Annotated in this window: 12 protein-coding genes; 6 read left to right on the top strand and 6 right to left on the bottom strand. The window is 25.1% G+C overall.

The window, feature by feature from the left end:
• Positions 1–57: 57 nt before the first annotated feature.
• The 3 genes from DEFDS_RS06125 to DEFDS_RS06115 form a co-directional block, all read right to left on the bottom strand.
• Positions 58–600, bottom strand: coding sequence for an SWIM zinc finger family protein (locus DEFDS_RS06125; protein WP_013007931.1), 543 nt, complete (start codon positions 598–600; stop codon positions 58–60).
• A gap of 86 nt (positions 601–686) precedes the next feature.
• Positions 687–2,972 (bottom strand): ATP-dependent DNA helicase RecG, encoded by a 2,286-nt coding sequence (gene recG / locus DEFDS_RS06120; protein ID WP_050742509.1) that lies wholly within the window; start codon positions 2,970–2,972, stop codon positions 687–689.
• A gap of 81 nt (positions 2,973–3,053) precedes the next feature.
• On the bottom strand, positions 3,054–3,503 hold the full coding sequence (locus tag DEFDS_RS06115) for a chemotaxis protein CheW (protein WP_013007929.1): 450 nt from the start codon (positions 3,501–3,503) through the stop codon (positions 3,054–3,056).
• A 325-nt stretch (positions 3,504–3,828) separates the two neighbouring features.
• On the opposite strand from DEFDS_RS06115, the gene DEFDS_RS12635 reads away from it, so the two are divergent.
• Positions 3,829–4,998: a GGDEF domain-containing protein gene (locus tag DEFDS_RS12635; RefSeq protein ID WP_013007928.1), complete on the top strand. Its 1,170-nt coding sequence runs from the start codon at positions 3,829–3,831 to the stop codon at positions 4,996–4,998.
• A 198-nt stretch (positions 4,999–5,196) separates the two neighbouring features.
• Here DEFDS_RS12635 and DEFDS_RS06105 read toward each other — a convergent pair whose 3' ends face one another.
• The gene (locus DEFDS_RS06105; protein WP_013007927.1) at positions 5,197–8,496 is read right to left on the bottom strand and encodes a PAS domain-containing hybrid sensor histidine kinase/response regulator; all 3,300 of its coding nucleotides are present in this window, start codon (positions 8,494–8,496) and stop codon (positions 5,197–5,199) included.
• Positions 8,497–8,562: 66 nt separating this feature from the next.
• Entirely contained in the window at positions 8,563–10,257 is a 1,695-nt protein-coding gene (locus tag DEFDS_RS06100; protein ID WP_013007926.1) for a two-component system response regulator, read from the bottom strand.
• A gap of 179 nt (positions 10,258–10,436) precedes the next feature.
• Between DEFDS_RS06100 and DEFDS_RS06095 the strand changes: the two genes are divergently transcribed.
• The 3 genes from DEFDS_RS06095 to DEFDS_RS06085 are packed head-to-tail and all read left to right on the top strand — an operon-like array spanning position 10,437 to position 15,035.
• Entirely contained in the window at positions 10,437–11,762 is a 1,326-nt protein-coding gene (locus DEFDS_RS06095) for an HDOD domain-containing protein (protein ID WP_013007925.1), read from the top strand.
• The gene (locus DEFDS_RS06090; RefSeq protein WP_013007924.1) at positions 11,755–12,576 is read left to right on the top strand and encodes a CheR family methyltransferase; all 822 of its coding nucleotides are present in this window, start codon (positions 11,755–11,757) and stop codon (positions 12,574–12,576) included. Before DEFDS_RS06095 ends, DEFDS_RS06090 begins: the two co-directional genes overlap by 8 nt.
• Positions 12,577–12,584: 8 nt before the next feature.
• Positions 12,585–15,035 carry a hybrid sensor histidine kinase/response regulator gene (locus tag DEFDS_RS06085; protein WP_013007923.1) on the top strand — a complete coding sequence of 817 codons (2,451 nt, stop codon included), beginning with the start codon at positions 12,585–12,587 and terminating at the stop codon, positions 15,033–15,035.
• Between the two features lie 403 nt (positions 15,036–15,438).
• Here DEFDS_RS06085 and DEFDS_RS06080 read toward each other — a convergent pair whose 3' ends face one another.
• Positions 15,439–16,077, bottom strand: coding sequence for a hypothetical protein (locus DEFDS_RS06080; RefSeq protein ID WP_013007922.1), 639 nt, complete (start codon positions 16,075–16,077; stop codon positions 15,439–15,441).
• 121 nt (positions 16,078–16,198) lie between these two features.
• Between DEFDS_RS06080 and DEFDS_RS06075 the strand changes: the two genes are divergently transcribed.
• Positions 16,199–16,591: a response regulator gene (locus DEFDS_RS06075; protein ID WP_013007921.1), complete on the top strand. Its 393-nt coding sequence runs from the start codon at positions 16,199–16,201 to the stop codon at positions 16,589–16,591.
• Positions 16,566–18,041: a hypothetical protein gene (locus DEFDS_RS06070; protein ID WP_013007920.1), complete on the top strand. Its 1,476-nt coding sequence runs from the start codon at positions 16,566–16,568 to the stop codon at positions 18,039–18,041. The genes DEFDS_RS06075 and DEFDS_RS06070 overlap by 26 nt, the downstream gene beginning before the upstream one ends.
• The last annotated feature ends 35 nt before the right edge of the window (positions 18,042–18,076 follow it).

The raw sequence follows: 18,076 nt of genomic DNA, 5'->3' as shown, positions 1-18,076 counted from the left end.
TAGAAAAAGGTGGTAGGGCATAATTTAGCCCTACAATTTTATATTTAATTAATATGTTTAAACTTCAAAATCCTTTTCAATAATGTATAGACATGCAAGCTTTAAAGGATCGGTGAGGACATGATATTTATCATTTTCGTCATCTTTAAGAATAGCAGCAATCTGCTGAAGAGAAATACCTGTGATTTCAGCTAATTTAGCAATTCCTACACCTTTTGTCCTTAATTCATCTATTAAATGTTTTAATTTTGTTGTTTTTAAATAAAAGGATAGCTCATCCAATGTTTTAATTTGATCTCTTTCTAATTTTTCATCTGTCTCAAAAACCCATGGGGTATAGATATAAGTTAGCCCCAAAGCTGCAGCATGTTTACAAAACATCTCTTTTGATGTTTTACATTCACAGGAATATTCTAAAGGGTCTGAATCTATTTTTAACGAAACATTATAAATACCGTGGTTACCTTTAATCTTACCATAAATAGTGTTATCTTGGATTTTACAATCAAAAAATTTCCCAACATAATTTTCTGCTCTTTGTAAGTTAATTGGAGAGCAGATATTTCTTAACTGATCCTCAGTTAGTTTTAATAACTTCATTGGAAGCCTCCTATTTTTGTTTATCAACATCTATAATTAAGTATATTTGAAAATTTATTGTTCATCAAGGAAGATTTTTAAAATTATTAACCAATATTGATATAATCAAACTCTTTTTTCCACTTTTGTGTTAATGTTTCTCTAACAATTCTATTTTTTGGACTGGTTAAATTTGGATCTTCTTTTAAAATTGTTTCAGCATCTTTTCTCGCTTTTTTTAATATTGCAACATCTCTTATAATGTTTGAAAATTTTAAATCTGGAAGACCAGACTGCTTTGTCCCAAAAAAATCGCCTGGACCTCTTAACTCTAAATCTATTTCAGATATTTTAAAACCACTATTATATTTTACCATAGCATTAATTCTTTTTTTACCATCTTCAGATATCTTTTTTGAGTAAACTAAAATACAGTATGATTGTTTATCATTTCTTCCTACCCTACCCCTAAGCTGATGTAGTTGAGATAAGCCAAACCTTTCTGCATTTTCAATAACTATTACAGTGGCTTCAGTAACATCTATACCAACTTCGATTACTGTTGTAGATACTAAAATAGATTTTTTCCCATATTTAAAGTCATGCAGTACTTGTTTTTTTTCTTCAGATTTCATTTTTCCGTGTAACAATGTTACCACTTCTTCACCAAAGTATTTTTTTATCTTTTCATAACTTTCAGTAGCAGCTTTTAAATCTAATTTTTCACTTTCTTCAATAAGTGGATAGATAAAGTATGCTTTGTTTCCTTTTGATAATTCTTGTTTTACAAAATCGAATACTTCATAAATCCTTGTTTCTGAATAAGCCTTAGTTATAACTGTTTTTCTCCCTGGTGGCATTTCATCAATAATTGAAATATCAAGGTCTCCATAAAAAGTTAGGGCAAGTGTTCTAGGGATTGGAGTAGCACTCATTAAAAGGATATCTGGATTATACCCTTTATCAATTAATAACTTTCTTTGTTCTACACCAAATCTATGTTGTTCATCAATTATTGCAAGCCCTAAGGCATTAAAATTTACATCTTCTTGAATTAGTGCATGTGTTCCAAAAATAAAATCTATTTCCCCTTTTGAAATTTTTTCTTTCAATATCTCTTTTTCTTTCTTTGGAGTAGAACCAGTAATTAAAGCTTTTGTATATTTATCTCCAAAAAGATTTACAAAATTATTATAATGTTGCTCAGCTAGAACTTCTGTAGGGGCAATTATTGCTACTTGATATTTATTGAATACTGCAACTATACCTGCAATAAACGCGACAATAGTTTTTCCACTTCCTACATCTCCCTGAATTAGCCTGTTCATTTGATTTATTTTTTTCATGTCGTTAAATATCTCAGCTAAAACCCTTTTCTGACTACTAGTTAATTCAAAGGGTAAAAAATCTTTTAATTCTTTGAGTTTATCTAAATCTACCTCAAATTTTATACCAAGGGTGGATTTTAAAATTTGTTTATTGGCTAATAAGCCAATTTGTAAATAAAAAAGCTCTTCATAAACGAAGCGTTGAAATGCTGGATGTTTTTTCTCAGTCAAATTTTCAGCTGCTTGGATATCTTCTGGAAAATGTATCTGTTTTAATGCCTGTTTAATTTCTGGATAACCATATTTCATTAAAAGATAATGTGGCAATGTTTCAATAAATGAATCCCTGAAGTTGAAATAAGCTTTTTGAACTATTTTATAGTAAGTCTTGTTTGCTATTTTTGAAGGGAGAGAATAAATAGGGATAATTTTATTTACTTCATAATCTTTTAGAAAAATTGGATGAGTAATTGCTGGTAAGTTGTTAAATTTACTCTTTTTACCAAACAGATAATATGCCTTATTTTCTATTAAAAGAGGAAGAGGATAATTTTTTGTAAAGGAATACCAAACACCCAATATAATATTATCGTTGTGTTTAAACTGTGCTAAAAGGATTTTTTTCCCATACTTTGTTTGTATGATGTTCTTGCTTGCTAGAACCCCTTTTATTAATATATTATCTTTATAATTTCCATAAAACTCATATCTATAAGGGAAATTAAAAAGTAAATCTTCAATTGATTTAATGCCAAATTTTTCTAAAATCTGCTCAGTTTTTTCTCCAATACCATCTATAAAGCTTATAGGTATTTTCATGCCATTGATTTTAGATTTGTTTCCAAAAACAAATAAATTTATTTCATATAAAATTTCCATTAAAGTATTTGAGGATGGTGGTTGTTTTGAATTTAAAATATTTATTATTTTATTTCTGATTGAAAGATTATTGTTTTCTAAAAGTATTAGTAACTTATTTAAGTAGTTTTTGAAATTTTTTATATAATTTGTGGGATTTTTATTAACTGTATATAGAAATTTAGCAAGTTCATTTTTATTTAACATCAATCAAGAACTCCAATGATTTAGCAGCATCCTGTACAAAAGCTGAATACAAGAAAACATTATGGTTGTTAATTGGTTAAACTAATAAATGTCTAATCCTGCTGTTTCTTCATCAGAGACGACTTTTTCTATATCAATTATTACTATTAAACCTTTTTCAGTTTTTGCTACGCCTATTATAAAGTTATCGTTTATATTTGAAGTAAAAGTTGAAGTAGAATCTATATCGTCTTCATCAATCCTCATAACTTCATCTACTTCATCGACAATAAACCCAATCTTTTTATCTCTAATATTTACAACCATAATTCTTGTATATTTATCATATTCTTTAGGTTCTAATCCAAATTTTTTCTTTAAATCTATAACAGGTATTACTTTCCCTCTTAGGTTAATAATCCCTTCTATGAAGTATTCAGCTTTTGGGATAGTTGTTATTTCCATCATTCTAATAATTTCATCTACTTTCATTATATCAATAGCATATTTTTCATTTAATAATGAGAAAACAACAAACTGCTTTAAAGCCATAGCTTTACCTCTCATAACTTATTTATATTTTAAAGTAACACCAAAAAGCTAATATTACAAGTGAATTTAAATATATAAAAATTATTTTTATTCATTTGAAGGGGGTAGTATAATAATTATTACTTAAGCCACAGATTGCTTCGCCGATGCTCGCAATAACAGCATTTTAGGGTCATTGCAAGGCAACAAAAGTTGCCGAAGCAATCTTACGATCATGATAATTATCAACATGTTAGCCTATTGTGTAACATTCTCATTTCATATATTTAGCCGAATCTTTAGTTTTGGATATTGAATTTATAAATAATATAACTTATTTTAGTTTATGGACATATGGCATTTAACAAATAAAATAACATTAAAATTTTATGATCAAAAATTAGAATCTGAATATCTGATATTTTCTAATATCAGACAGTTAATGCAGGTTAGGTTTGCCCTCTTTAGTGGGATTATATTATACATACTATTTGGATTTTTAGATTATTATTTATACCCTGATATTTATAGTTACCTATTAAAAATAAGGTTTATTTATGTAGTTCCAATACTGTTTATTCTGTTTATTTTTCTTTATTCAAAATTTGCTTATAAAGTTCTTCAAGAAATAAACCTGCTAATTGTAATCATTGCTGGGATGGGAATAGTAGAAATGATTCGGTTTTTGCAAGTTAATGGTTATAAAGATAATATTTACTTTTCTGGGCTAATTTTAGTTTTCTTTTATGCTTATACCTATCTAGGACTGAGATTTAAATATGCCCTATTTTCATCATTAATTATAATTTTAGCATACGAATTTGTATCTATTAAACTTACAAAGATACCTTTAAAGAACTTAGTTGCTAACAACTATTTTTTCATATCTACCAATTTATTAGGTGTTTTCGTTGGATACTTTCAAGAATTAAATAGTAGAAAATATTTTTTATTGTTGAAAGAATTAGAAAAAGAAAAGGAAAAGCTTGAAAAAAGTAATGTTAAATTATCAGAAATGGTACATTTAGATGGTTTAACAGGTATTGGAAATAAACGATACCTGTTGGAAAATTTAGAAAAGCTATGGCAATTGCATAAAGACCAGAACATTATTTCTGTATTAATGATTGATGTGGATTTTTTCAAAAACTATAACGACACTTATGGGCATATTGCTGGAGATGAGTGTTTAAAGAAGATTTCTTCGACTATTATGGAAGTTGTTAGAAGTGAGAAGGATATTGTGGGGAGATTTGGAGGGGAAGAATTTATGGTTATTTTACCTTATGCTGATGAGGTTACAGCTTTTAAAATTGCCGAAAGAATCAGAAAGAAAATAGAACAATTGAAAATTGAGCATATTTCATCAAAAGTTTCAAATGTTGTAACTGTTAGTATAGGTTTAGCAACTACAATACCGCATAATGATAATTATGAAAAGCTCGTTGAATGTGCAGACAAAGCGCTTTACACTGCTAAGAACTTGGGTAGAAATAGAGTAGAAGTTTATCATTAAATTCTAGTTTTTGAGTTGTTGTATAGTAATAACTGTTCAAGTTCCAGATTGCTTCGCTAACGCTCGCAATGACGGCATTTTAGGGTCATTGCGAGGCAACATACGATTTTTAAATTTTTTATATAATTGAATCTAATCGCAATATAACAGATTTTATCACAATAATATCACAGTCCAGCACCCAGGAATAATAACATTTTATAGATTTTTGGATATATCAAGAACTTCTTTTATTGCAAGATCAAGCTCATTAAGATCGGAATTATTGACAGGTTTGCTATTTTTTAAATTTTCATTTATTTTTTCTAAAATTTTAAATAACCTATTAAGCGTCAACATTCCTGCTACCCCTTTTAAAGAATGAACTAAAAATTCAGCATCATTATCTCCATTTTTTATTTTGTTAATTAAGTCCTTATATTTACCTGTTGTTAAATCTTTTTTTAATAATTTAAGAGAATCCCTAACACATTCATCATCAACTAATTTCATCAATTTTTCTTTGTCCAATATTTTATTTATATTTTGGATTTCATTATTTTGCATTTCATTAACACCCAAACCATCTTTAGATACTATAAATTTTGATAATACTAAAAATAATTCATCTTTATTTACTGGTTTACTTAAATGATCATTCATACCCGCTTCAAGCGCTTTGTTTTTATCATGAACAAGTGCAGCAGCTGTTAAAGCTATAATTGGAATAGATTTATTAAATTTTCTAATCTTTTTAGTTGTTTCATAACCGTCCATTTGTGGCATTTGAATATCCATAAATATTAAGTCATAATTGTTTGTTTTAACTTTTTCTATAGCTTCAAGTCCGTTATTTGCAATATCGACTACAATATCCTTTTGCTTTAATAAGGTCGACAAAAACAGTTGATTTATCTTGTTATCTTCAACCAAAAGTATCTTTGCTCCAGCCATATCAACATTATTATTTAGAGGTTTTTTCTTAAAAAGTAAATAATAACTGTTAATGTTTATTACTTCATCTAAAATTATTGAAGGACTTATTATATGTTTTGATATGCACTTAATTTCAGCAATTTTAAAAAATTCACAATTTTTATCGTATATAACTAATATATTATTTTTACAACTTCCTTCAAAACAATTAATACCTAAAGAAATACATTTTTCTTTAATCCTCTTAATAAACACTTGTAAGTCAGTTTCATTTGAAGGATATAACCATATGATAAACAAACAATCATCCTTATTATCTATTTTCCATTTAATAACATTATCGATTGCGTTTACAGGGTTAGATGTTAAAACTGTCTTTTCTGGTTTCACAAATCTTTTTACTAAATTAGTCATTACTTTTAATTCAATTTCATTATCACTTATAATTAATAAATTTCTATTTAGTACATTTTGTTTGTTTATATTATCATCAAATATGCATTCTACAGGAATATCAAAAATAAATTTAGAACCTTTACCTTTTTTACTTTCTATCTTAATTGTACCGCCCATTTTTTCTACTATTAGTTTAACAATTGCTAATCCAAGACCTGTACCACCATACTTTTTATTATCTCCAACATTTTCTTGAATAAATGGTAAAAAAATACTTTTTATATTTTTTTCTTCAATACCAATTCCTGTATCTTTAACAGTAATTTTTAAAAATATATCTTTATCATTTCTTTTTTCTAAGTTCACTGATAATAAAATATAACCATTATCAGTAAATTTTATTGCATTTCCTATTAAATTAATTAAAATTTGACTAAGCCTTAAATCATCAGTTTTGATTTTATCTGGTACATCAGGTGGAATATCTATATACATTTTAAGTTTTTTTTCTAATAAAGAATTTTCAAATATACTAGTAATTTTAATAATTAAATCTATTAGTGAAATTTCATTTTTAACTAACTTAAAATTACCTGATTCAATTTTAGAGAGATCAAGTACATCATTAATCAAATTAATCAAAATATTTGATGAATACTTAGTTTTTTCTAATAGATACTTATCTTCAGTTTTCAGATATTTTCTTTCCTCCATTATATCTAAAAATGTTGTTACTGCATTAAGTGGAGTTCTAATTTCATGACTTATAGTTGCCAAAAGGTTAGATTTAACTTTATTTGCTTCTTCAGCAGCGATTCTTTTTAACCTTTCTTTTTCTAACAATTTTCTATCTGTAATGTCTTTAATTATAAAAATTAACTCGACTTTATTTTCTTTGTTTTGAATTTTACCAATACTAATATCTACATATAAAATTTTACCTTCCTTATTTTTTAGTTGTATATCATTTATTTTAATAGGATAATTTACATTATCATTCATTTCATTAATCAAATAGTTTAAGTAAGGTTTTCTAAATCTATCGGGTATAAATAAGCTTAACTTTTTACCAATTAACTCATTTTCTTTATATCCAAACACTTCTTCAGCCCTTTTATTAGCTAAGATTAATTCTCCATTTTCATTGACCAATAATATAGCATTTGGTGCACTTTCAAAAATCATCGATAAACGTTCTTCTTTCTCTAACAATTCTTTTGTTTTATCATTAACAAATTTCCTCAGCTTTCTTAAACTTCTAACGTTCTTAACAGTTAACAAAATAAACACTATAAAAATTAATATCCCAATAATAAAATAAGTAAATAATCCACTACTTAATCTATTGTAAAAATGATCAGGTATTTTTAATAAAAATGTGAAATTATCACCAAAAAGCTGAAATGTAGATTTTGATTCAAAAAGTATTTTACTTTTCTCTGTATCTTTATAATTTGAATAAATTAGATTTTTATAAGGTCCTGCAGTCCCTTCATAAATATTTAGATAGATGTTTTTAGGTATAATTGAGTTTAATTCAATTTTTAACTTTTCTAAAGGAATGTTACCAACCACATACCCTTTTAGGTTTTTACTTTTTGAATTAGAAATATAATTGTATATGGGGACAAAAAACAACAAATTCTTACCATTTTCATAAAAGTTTCTTTCATTTAAAATTAAGCATTTACCATATTCTAATTCAGATAATTTTTGACTGATTTTTTTATTTAACTTTAAATTAGTGCCGATCATATTTTCATATATACTGTCAAAGATTATTAAATCTTTAATATTTAATGATGGTTGATGAACTTTATCCATTTTTTCTAGATTTGGAGTTTTAACAAAAGCCACATAGGAAAAAGGTAAATTAGACTTCTCATGAATATTCTTGTAATAAGCTAAAAAATCATCTTTACTTAATTTTTCTTCTTTAAGAAATATTACAGAGAGGTATTCCAAGTCTTTTTTATATAAAGTAAGTAAATTATCAAAATTTGTAACAATTTTTTCTTTTTGATGTTCATTAAGATCTAATTTTCTAATCTCTTTGAAATGATATAATTTAACTAAAAAAATTAATAAAAAAGAAAACATTAAAAACTGAATTATATGTAAAATAATACTACTTTTAAATAATTTTTGATAAATTATATCATTAAATTTTATTTTTTGGTCATTCATAATACTATTTAATTAGTTGGATAAAATATTGTTTAAAGTTATGATAGTGGAGTTCAAATATAGATGTCATGTGTTGTTTTTCTCCAAAAGAGTATCAACCTGAAATTCAAACATAGGCTTTGCTAAGAGAAATCCTTGAACCAAATCTACCCCCATGTTTTTTAACATATCCATTTGCGAATTATTTTCAACTCCCTCTGCAAGTGATGTTACCCCTATTTTTTTACATAATTCGATAAGTACTTCAACTACTGCTCTATCTTTTAAACTATCTAGCATACTCCTTACAAAAGTAATATCTATTTTTAATATATCTATAGGTAAATCTTTCAAGTATTTTAATGAAGAATAATCTGTACCAAAATCGTCTATAGCTATTTTTAACGTTGTAAAGTTTTTTATGTTATCCATTACTTCTATTGCTTCATCAATATTTTCTAACAAAAGTCTTTCTGTAACTTCTATTGTCCCCAGCTTAGTCAATCCTACATCTTTTAATTTTTTCAGAAGGTTTAAATTAAAACTTCTTGGCGAGATATTAAAAGAAACAGGTAAATTCCATTTTTCAGTTACTTTTTTTATTTCAGTCAGTAATATATCTTCAAAATCTGATAAGAACTCACTTCTTTCTAGCTCTTCAATAAAAAGGTAAGGCGAATAAATTTCATCACCATCTTTTATTCTAACGAGAGCCTCAAATCCCTTTATTGATAAATTGTATGGATCGTAATAAGGTTGATATTGAAAAATAAACAGTTTGTTTTTTATTGCTTTTGAAATCAATTCTCTTGCAAAAATAATTTTACTGAATTCCTTTTCAATATTATCTTCATAAAACACGTGGCTATTTGCACCTTTTAATTTTGCTTTTTTTAGTGCAATTGAAGCCATTTCTAAAAGTTCTTCAGCATTTTTTTTTGATTCAGTAGATGTTACTATACCTATATTGTAAGGTATTGACCATACTTTATCTCCAGTATTTATGTTTTTAAAGATAAAGTCTATAACTGATAAAATACTTGTTAATTTTTCATTACTAATATGCTTATAATAGATAGCAAATTCATCAGAACCTATTCTAAAGATTAATTCATTTGATAATTTCTCTTTAAGCATTGCTCCCAAATGTTTTAAAATTAAATCTCCCGTTGCAATACCATATGTTTTATTGAAATGAGTAAACTGATATATATCTATTAACAACAAAATACCATTCTCATTCTTTTGGATCAAATCATTTAAATAACTTTTAAAATAATTTATATTATACAATCCTGTAAGAGTGTCTGAATATATTGCATCGAATAGCTCTTTATTTTTCAGACTTAAATTTTCAGCAAAATTTATAACTTTTTCTTCGAGTAAGTCTCTGGCTATTTTATTATAAATATGGATTTTTACTCTTGATAAAAGGATTGAAGCTTTAAAAGGTTTGGAAATAAAATCACTTGCACCTAAAGCCAAAGCTTCTTCTTCAACTTCATCTTCCTTAGCACTTGTCAACATTAAAACAGGAATATTTTTAAACTTATTTATGTTCTTGATATATTTTAAAAGCTCTAAACCAGAGATATCAGGCATCCTGATATCTGAAATAATCAGCTTAGGCAATGCAATACTGTTATCATTTAAAAATTCTATGTATTCTTTTGCAGAATTAAATGTTCTGACATTATAATATTTAGACAAAATTCCTGTCATCATTCTTAATATAATTTCATCATCATCAATTATATCAATAATAATTTTGTCTGTCTTCATGTAGCTCCCTATTTTTTATATTATATATTTTAAATATAACATTTAAAATAAAAAATCAAATATATTATATTTACAAAATTTGAAATTTTTTTAATATTATAAACTACAGTAATTATAGCATTAATTCTTGACTCAAAATAGAATTTGAGTTTATTTTTAAAGTAAAACAGGAGTTTACATTGAAAACCCTATATATAGATATAGGAAAATGTGAAATAATAAAACATACCGAATGTGAGATAAAAATAGTTTTAGGTTCCTGCGTGGGAGTTATATTATTTGACAGAGAAAAACATATAGTAGGAGCAATTCATATACTTTTACCACAGTTTAATAGTTATAATAGCACCAGTTATAATATTACTGCATTTGCGGATACTGGTTTAGAGTATATGATTACCAATATGCAAAAGTTTTCAAACGAACAGTTAGATTTAGAAGCTGTAATAGCAGGTGGTGCAGACCTTTCTGGAAGTAACTACTTCAATATTGGAGAAAAGAACTATTTAGCTGTAAAAAATTTTTTACAAAAAAATAATATAAAAATAAAATATGAAAATTGTCTTGGTAATCACGCAAGAACTTTAACGTTTAATACAAAAGATTATACATTTGAAGTGGCAAAAATATCTAAACAAATCCCATCAGTAAATATTGAGTTAGATGAATTAAATTTTATAAAAGATATTGAAAATTACTTTGATTATTTACCAGTTGTTAATAGCAAAATTGTTAAAATTCTTTCACTAAAAAATGATGATAAAGTATCTATTAGCCAATTAGAAAGTTTAATAAAAAGTGACGATTCATTATCTTTCAATTTATTAAAATATGCAAATTCTGCATTTTTTTCACCAAAATCAAAAATTACAAACATTAAACAAGCCATCAATTTTATTGGCTTAAAAAATTTTTTTAATTTTATTGCTCTTGAATTACAAAATAAATTTGTCACTAAAGATTTGGAAGGTTATTTATTAGAATCAAAATTTTATAAGATGCATGTTATATCTGTTGCATTACTATCAGAGTATATAGCAGAAATTGTTGGAATAAAATCTGATGATATTTATATTGCAGCTCTTTTTCATGACATAGGAAAAGTTGTATTGGATAAATATGCTGTTGAAAAGTTTAATGAAGCAAATAGAGTAAAATTAATAAATTTTGTAGAAGAATCAATAAAATCTACTGCACATGCAGTTATAGGTGCTAAACTTCTTAAAAAATTAGAATTCCCCGATAATATTTGTGAAGCAGTTGAGTACCATCATTTTCCACAATATGCGAGTTCGGAAAACATTAAATATGTTAGTGTAGTAGCGTTATCTAACGCTTTAATATCAAATTATCTCTTTGGTACAAACTTACATATTACAAATTTACCTTTAGATAGCTCCTTAAATATAATAGATATGTTAGATATTAATTTAGATGATATGGAGATAATTGTTAATCAGATAGGATATTTTTTATTAATTGCTGAGGAGCTAGTATATGTGTAATTTAGATATGTATTTTGTTTCTAAAATATTAGAAGAGATTAGACATGAAAGAAACATAGATTTTTCTCAATACAAAAAAAATACAATTTTAAGAAGATTAAATCAAAGAATGATTGTTTTAAATATATACAAAATTAAGGAATACTATGAATATTTTTTAAAAAATAAAGAAGAAATAAATAAATTATTAGAACTTTTTTTTATAAATACTACAGAATTTTTTAGAGATCCACTTTATTTTTATTATTTTGAATCAATTTGTAATAACATGATCAAATCAGGCACTAATTATATTAAAGTACTAAGTGTAGGTTGTTCTTCAGGAGAAGAGGTTTACACTATTGCCATGATATTAAACGAGTTGAAAGAAAAAAATAAAGAATTCAATTTTCATATCACTGCTATCGATATAGATAAAAATGCTATAGATGATGCTAAAAAGGCAATTTATAATGATTATTCTATTTCAAATTTACCTTTTTATTATTTAAACAAATACTTTACTGTAAATAATAATTTTTTTCATTTTAACAGTCAGTTATTACCTGAAGGTTGTTTAAGTTTCAAGCATTTAAATATATTAAATAATGAGCAAATCTTAAATGGGATGCTTAAATTTGACTTTATTTTTTGTAGAAACGTCTTAATTTATCTTAATAAAGATAACCAGCTTGTTATATTAAAAAATTTGATTGATTTACTCGATAGTGATGGTTACCTTATATTGGGTAGAAATGAACATTTGCATTTAGATTTAGAACCGTTATTTAAACAGATTTGTAAACATATAAGAATTTATGCTTTTAATAAGTGAGGTGTTTAATGAAAAGTAAAAAAATAACTTATACAATATTATTTTTTTTATCTATTTTGTTAACAATATTGTTTTTAGTAAGTAAATATAAAATAAATTATTTCCATTTGTTAATCACAATAAATATTATAATCACATCTTTTTTTATTATTTATTTTTTATTTCAATTTCATATTAATTATAAAAAAACAAATGAAAAACTTTTAAAATTTAAAAAACTAAACAAAATAAACATTCAATTTTTAGAAAAAATAAATGATGCGTCATCATATGAAGATATTTTCAAAGGTTTTATTGAAACATTAATTGAAAACCAAATTATTTTTGCAGGCACTGGCTATTTATATAATCAAAATACTAAAAGATTAATAATAAAGTATACATTATGCAATTCTAACGATTTCAGGAAAGACATAGAAATTGATTATAACAATTTTATAGGTAGATATTGTATTGAATATAATAAATTATTTATAATAAATGTAGATAATTTTAAAAATAGATGTTCGTATTCATCTGGATTGATAACATTCAATAGTTTTTATGGCTACTATTTTCCAATTATTTTTCAAGATGAAGTTGTAGGAGTTTTGGAATGTCTAACATTAAATAAAATCGATCAAGAAATACTTGATTTATTAGAAGATGTTATCACCCACTTAGGAATTTCTATAATGCAAATCAAACTTTTTGAAGATTCAAGAAAACTTACTAAAGAGCTTGATGAAAAAAATAGAATATTAGAAGCTCAAAATAGAGAGTTGCAAGCACAAAGTGAAGAACTGGAAGCTCAAACTGAAGAACTCAAAGTTCAAAAAATAGAACTAGAAGAATATAGTAAACGTTTAAACAAATTGCAACAATATAAAAATGAATTTATAGCTAACATGTCACATGAACTGAGGACTCCATTAAACTCCATAGTTGGTTTAACTGAATTAATTTTAAAAAATAATCAATTAGATAATGAATTAAAAGAAAAATTAAAAATCATAAATTTAAGCGGGAAACAGTTATTAAATATAATAAACGATATATTGGATTTATCTAAAATTGAATCAGGTAAAATAGATTTAGAAATTGAGGAAATTGATTTAACAGAGACAATAGATTATGTAAGTAATATTATAAAACCACAGTGTAACGAAAAAAATATTTCTTTTAAAGTTATATTTAAAGCTAAAAATTACTTGATAAATACTGATAAATATAAATTAACACAAATATTATTAAATCTTCTATCAAATTCAGTAAAATATACTGAGGAAAATGGGTTGATTGAACTTATTATAGAAGAAGATACTAAGTATATAATTATACATGTAAAAGACACTGGGATAGGCATCCCAGAGGATTTAATGCAAAATCTGTTTGAACCTTTTGTAACTATGGGCAGAAAATTTAATGTTCAAGGTACGGGATTGGGACTTCCTTTGACTAAAAAGCTTGTTAATCTACTTGGTGGAAAAATTGCTGTAAAAAGTAAAGTTGGGGAAGGCACTATTTTTACTGTTTATATTCCAAAAGAGTTACCTCAAAGTTTAGAAAATCAAAAAGATGAAAAGGACAAGAATGAGCTTGCTAAAGATATTAAATTTGACAAATCAGAATTTTTTAATATTAAAGAAAATCCTCAAGACATTTCTGGTAAACCAAAAATATTAATTGCTGATGATGATATTTTAAGTCTCAATGAAATAACAAAATTGGTATATGAAATTTCAGAAGATGTTAATATTATTAGAGCTACAGATGGCTTACAGACAAAAAAGCTAATAGAAAAAGAAAAACCGGATCTTATTCTATTAGACCTTGATATGCCTAAACTGAGTGGCTTTAACATACTTGATTATCTAAAACAAAATAATATTTCTACAAATATTATAATTATCACAGCTCTTGATTTAGATAAAAAAGATTTTGAATCATATAGCGATTTAGTAAAAGCCTTTTTCATCAAAGGGAAAGATAATAGATATTATCTTAAAAATTTATTGAATAAGTTTTTAACTCAATACAAACCCCCTCAATCCGAAGTAACATCAGAAGAAACAAATACCATAAATAAAATAGATAAAGAAACATATAATATTTTATTAGTTGAAGATAATTTTGCAAATAGATACTTAGTAAAAGAAATTTTAAAAAATTATAACGTTAATATTGATGAAGCTGAAAATGGTATAGAAGCATTAGAAAAACTTAAAGAAAATAAATATGATTTGGTATTATTAGATATTCAAATGCCACAAATGGACGGTTATACAACTTTTGATAAGATTAAAAATGAGTTGAAATTATCAGATTTACCAGTTATAGCTCTAACAGCAAGATCTCTTAAAAATGAGATTGATAATTTTAAAAAATTAGGATTTAGTGATATCTTAATTAAGCCTTTGAATATAGAAGAATTTTTAAAATGTATTAAAAAATGGATAGAATTAAGAAATAAAAATTAGATTTTTATAAATACATATGTAGCATTAAAACATTCGCAAGGTAATAATTACTCAAATTCCCTAAAAGTTTCAGCAACTATAGTTGATAATGTTGCAAATAATAACTGCTTAAGCATATCAGATTGCTTCGCTGACGCTCGCAATGACGGTATTTTGGGGGTTATTGCGACTCGCCATTTATGGAAAATTTTTAGATTAAATATTTGCGCTTATTAAATTATATGTGTCACTGCCAAAATGTAAATTTTAATGGCGGGGGAAGCAATCTTAAGCCTATAGTGATCTTAAAAAAATGTTTCATTATGCAACAGCCTCATCGTTGCTTTGCATTGGCCATCCTCAATTTCGAGGAAAAATCGACTAAGCAAAATTCTATACTATAGTGTAATCTTCTTATAATTCCTTAACCAATTAATATATTTTTTATGTTGATCGAAACTTCTACTTCATCCTCATATATATTATCTTCTAAGCTTATATCTAACTCATTTAAGATTTTTTTTACTATTTTTAACCCAAAACCAGATCCAGTAATACCAAATCTATCAGTTGCGATTGGCAGTTCAAAAATAGAATTAGAATCAAATTTTATCTTAATATTATTTTTTATTATAATTTTACCACAGTAATAATAAACAGCTGTATTATAACCAAATCGGTAAGCATTCAATATGAGGTTATATAATAGTAAGTGAAATAAATATTTGTTAGTATTTAAAGATACTTCGTACATCTCTTCAAAGTTTTTTAAGTTAATAAAATCACTTTTAGAAATATAATTATCTTTTATAATTTGCAAAATTTCAGTTAAAACTTCATAAAGTAAAAATTCCTCTTTTTTAAATTCAAATTTTTGAGATTCTAAAATAACTAAAGCTCTTGAGTTAGTCAAAATATCTATAACATATGCCATACTCGGGACAAGCTCCATCATTATATCATCTTTACCATATTGTAACTTAATTATTTCTTTTATTGGATTTAATAGATTTACAGAATCATGATAAATCTTTCTTATTAAATCTTCATAATTTTCAATCATAAAGTCCCCTAACAATTTTTAAGTCTTGAAAATTTTCGATATAACATTATATATAATTGAGGTGATTAATTATCAAGTATTTTTTTGATATAATTTCAATAACAAATTAGTTGGAGGAAGTATGCTTGTTTGGCTTATAGATGATAATGTTCTCCATTCAACATTATTTCAATATGTATGTAAAGAACTTAATATTAATTATAAAATAATTAATATGATTTCAGATATAGAAAAAGAGTTCGATTTAATAGATACAAATAATGTTCCAGATATTATCTTTATTGATCTTATCCTTGATCATGGAGAACGTGGGGAAAATCTATTAAAGAAAATTAAAGAAAGACTTGATAACAAAAAAAATATTAAATATATTGCATTTACAGCCGATATTATTGACGAAAGAAGTTTAATGAATAAAGGTTTTGATATGATTATTTATAAGCCAATAAACAAAGAATTACTAAAAAATAAGATAAAAGGCTTTATAAATGGATTTTCAAGCCATAAAAAATAATTTAGATATACTTTTTCAAGAAATTATTGAGATAATAACTGATCTCATCAATCTTGATCAAGTTCATTTTCAAAGGGTTATAGATACAGATAATTTTATTAACTCAAAGATAAATACTTTTTTATCTGATACTGTTTCAATGATAGAAAACATAAAATCTACGTTTAATAAAAAAATCAGCGACATCAATATAGACCAATTAAAATCTGATATAGAACATGCAACATCGACTTTTATTTCAATCACTGACGACTTAGAAATATTGTCATATAATACTATTTGTAAAACTTATAGTTTAGGTGAAAAGGGAGCAACCATAGCATATTTAAGCAAAGAAATAAAAAAACACTCTGATAAAGCAAAATCTTTATTAAATGAGATTAGTAATAATTTTAATAATATATATAAAAACTTTCGAGAAACCATACAAAAATTAAGAATCAAAAACAATTTTGAACATATTAATAAATCAACTTTAGATAATAGCAGTTCAATTGGCTTTAGTGCAAGTATTTCAAAGCTAGTTGAATACTCTCAATTTCATGATATTTATATCCAACAAATTGCAAAAATAGAAGAAGCTTTAAATAGCATAAAAGATGAAGATAACCAAGATAAAAGTTATTTAGGGAAAAAATTTAAACTTCTTAAAGAAATATTAGGTATTTTAGAAAATATAAAAAACGATTTAGAAAATATACTTGATGAAATTAGTAATGAAATAAAACTGTATGTTTATAATATAAACACTGATATACAAAATGTTATAAGCAAAACATCCATCTCTGAGTCAATATTTAAAGAGATAGAAAAGGAAGGAGCTTATATATCGAATATTATTGATGAAATTTATGAGAATATCATTTCGATACAAAACACATTAACAATTACAGAAAATAACATATTTGAATTAAAAAAGTTTAGTAAATCATTCAATGTACTTATTGTGATTTCAGCTATAGAGGTTGCTAGAATTGGAGAGACATCGCTAAACAGTTTGATAGATTCTATGAACAAAACTTACAATAAATTACAAGAACTTATTCAAAAATTAACAGATACAATTAACCTATGGCAAATTTTGATAAATGATTTAAATGGAATTATTACGGAAAGTAAAGAAAAGTACAATAGTTTTAAAGGGATAAATTTCGGAGAAAAATTTGATAGTTTAGTAAACAATAATAATGAATTAACAAATAGTGTTAATAATATCAAAAACCTACTTACTAATAAAGATTATTATGAACTGATTAGTAATTTTAAATCGAAAATCATAGAAAATATTGAAAATATGATTAATATAGTTAAAGAAGAGTTTGATAATATGGACAAAACCTTACCTGAATCTATAAAACAATCACAAGAATTTATCGATGCATATAATAATACTGAATTAACTATTATAAAAGCTGATGACGAAGACCTCTCTTCAGTTGAATTCTTCTAACTTTCCCACTATTTTTATAACAACTTTTTCATCCA

Source organism: Deferribacter desulfuricans SSM1 (assembly GCF_000010985.1).
Lineage (GTDB): Bacteria > Chrysiogenota > Deferribacteres > Deferribacterales > Deferribacteraceae > Deferribacter > Deferribacter desulfuricans.
The sequence above is the reverse complement of the archived record's forward strand: the minus strand, read 5'-3'. Positions and strand labels throughout refer to the sequence as shown.

What these genes read in the sequence shown, in the direction of transcription:
- DEFDS_RS12635 (WP_013007928.1), top strand. Translation starts at nt 3,829, where the DNA reads ATGGACATATGGCATTTAACAAATAAAATAACATTAAAATTTTATGAT.
- DEFDS_RS06090 (WP_013007924.1), top strand. Translation starts at nt 11,755, where the DNA reads ATGTGTAATTTAGATATGTATTTTGTTTCTAAAATATTAGAAGAGATT.
- DEFDS_RS06075 (WP_013007921.1), top strand. Translation starts at nt 16,199, where the DNA reads ATGCTTGTTTGGCTTATAGATGATAATGTTCTCCATTCAACATTATTT.
- DEFDS_RS06100 (WP_013007926.1), bottom strand. Translation starts at nt 10,257, where the DNA reads ATGAAGACAGACAAAATTATTATTGATATAATTGATGATGATGAAATT.
- DEFDS_RS06085 (WP_013007923.1), top strand. Translation starts at nt 12,585, where the DNA reads ATGAAAAGTAAAAAAATAACTTATACAATATTATTTTTTTTATCTATT.
- DEFDS_RS06080 (WP_013007922.1), bottom strand. Translation starts at nt 16,077, where the DNA reads ATGATTGAAAATTATGAAGATTTAATAAGAAAGATTTATCATGATTCT.
- DEFDS_RS06105 (WP_013007927.1), bottom strand. Translation starts at nt 8,496, where the DNA reads ATGAATGACCAAAAAATAAAATTTAATGATATAATTTATCAAAAATTA.
- DEFDS_RS06115 (WP_013007929.1), bottom strand. Translation starts at nt 3,503, where the DNA reads ATGGCTTTAAAGCAGTTTGTTGTTTTCTCATTATTAAATGAAAAATAT.
- DEFDS_RS06125 (WP_013007931.1), bottom strand. Translation starts at nt 600, where the DNA reads ATGAAGTTATTAAAACTAACTGAGGATCAGTTAAGAAATATCTGCTCT.
- recG (WP_050742509.1), bottom strand. Translation starts at nt 2,972, where the DNA reads ATGTTAAATAAAAATGAACTTGCTAAATTTCTATATACAGTTAATAAA.
- DEFDS_RS06070 (WP_013007920.1), top strand. Translation starts at nt 16,566, where the DNA reads ATGGATTTTCAAGCCATAAAAAATAATTTAGATATACTTTTTCAAGAA.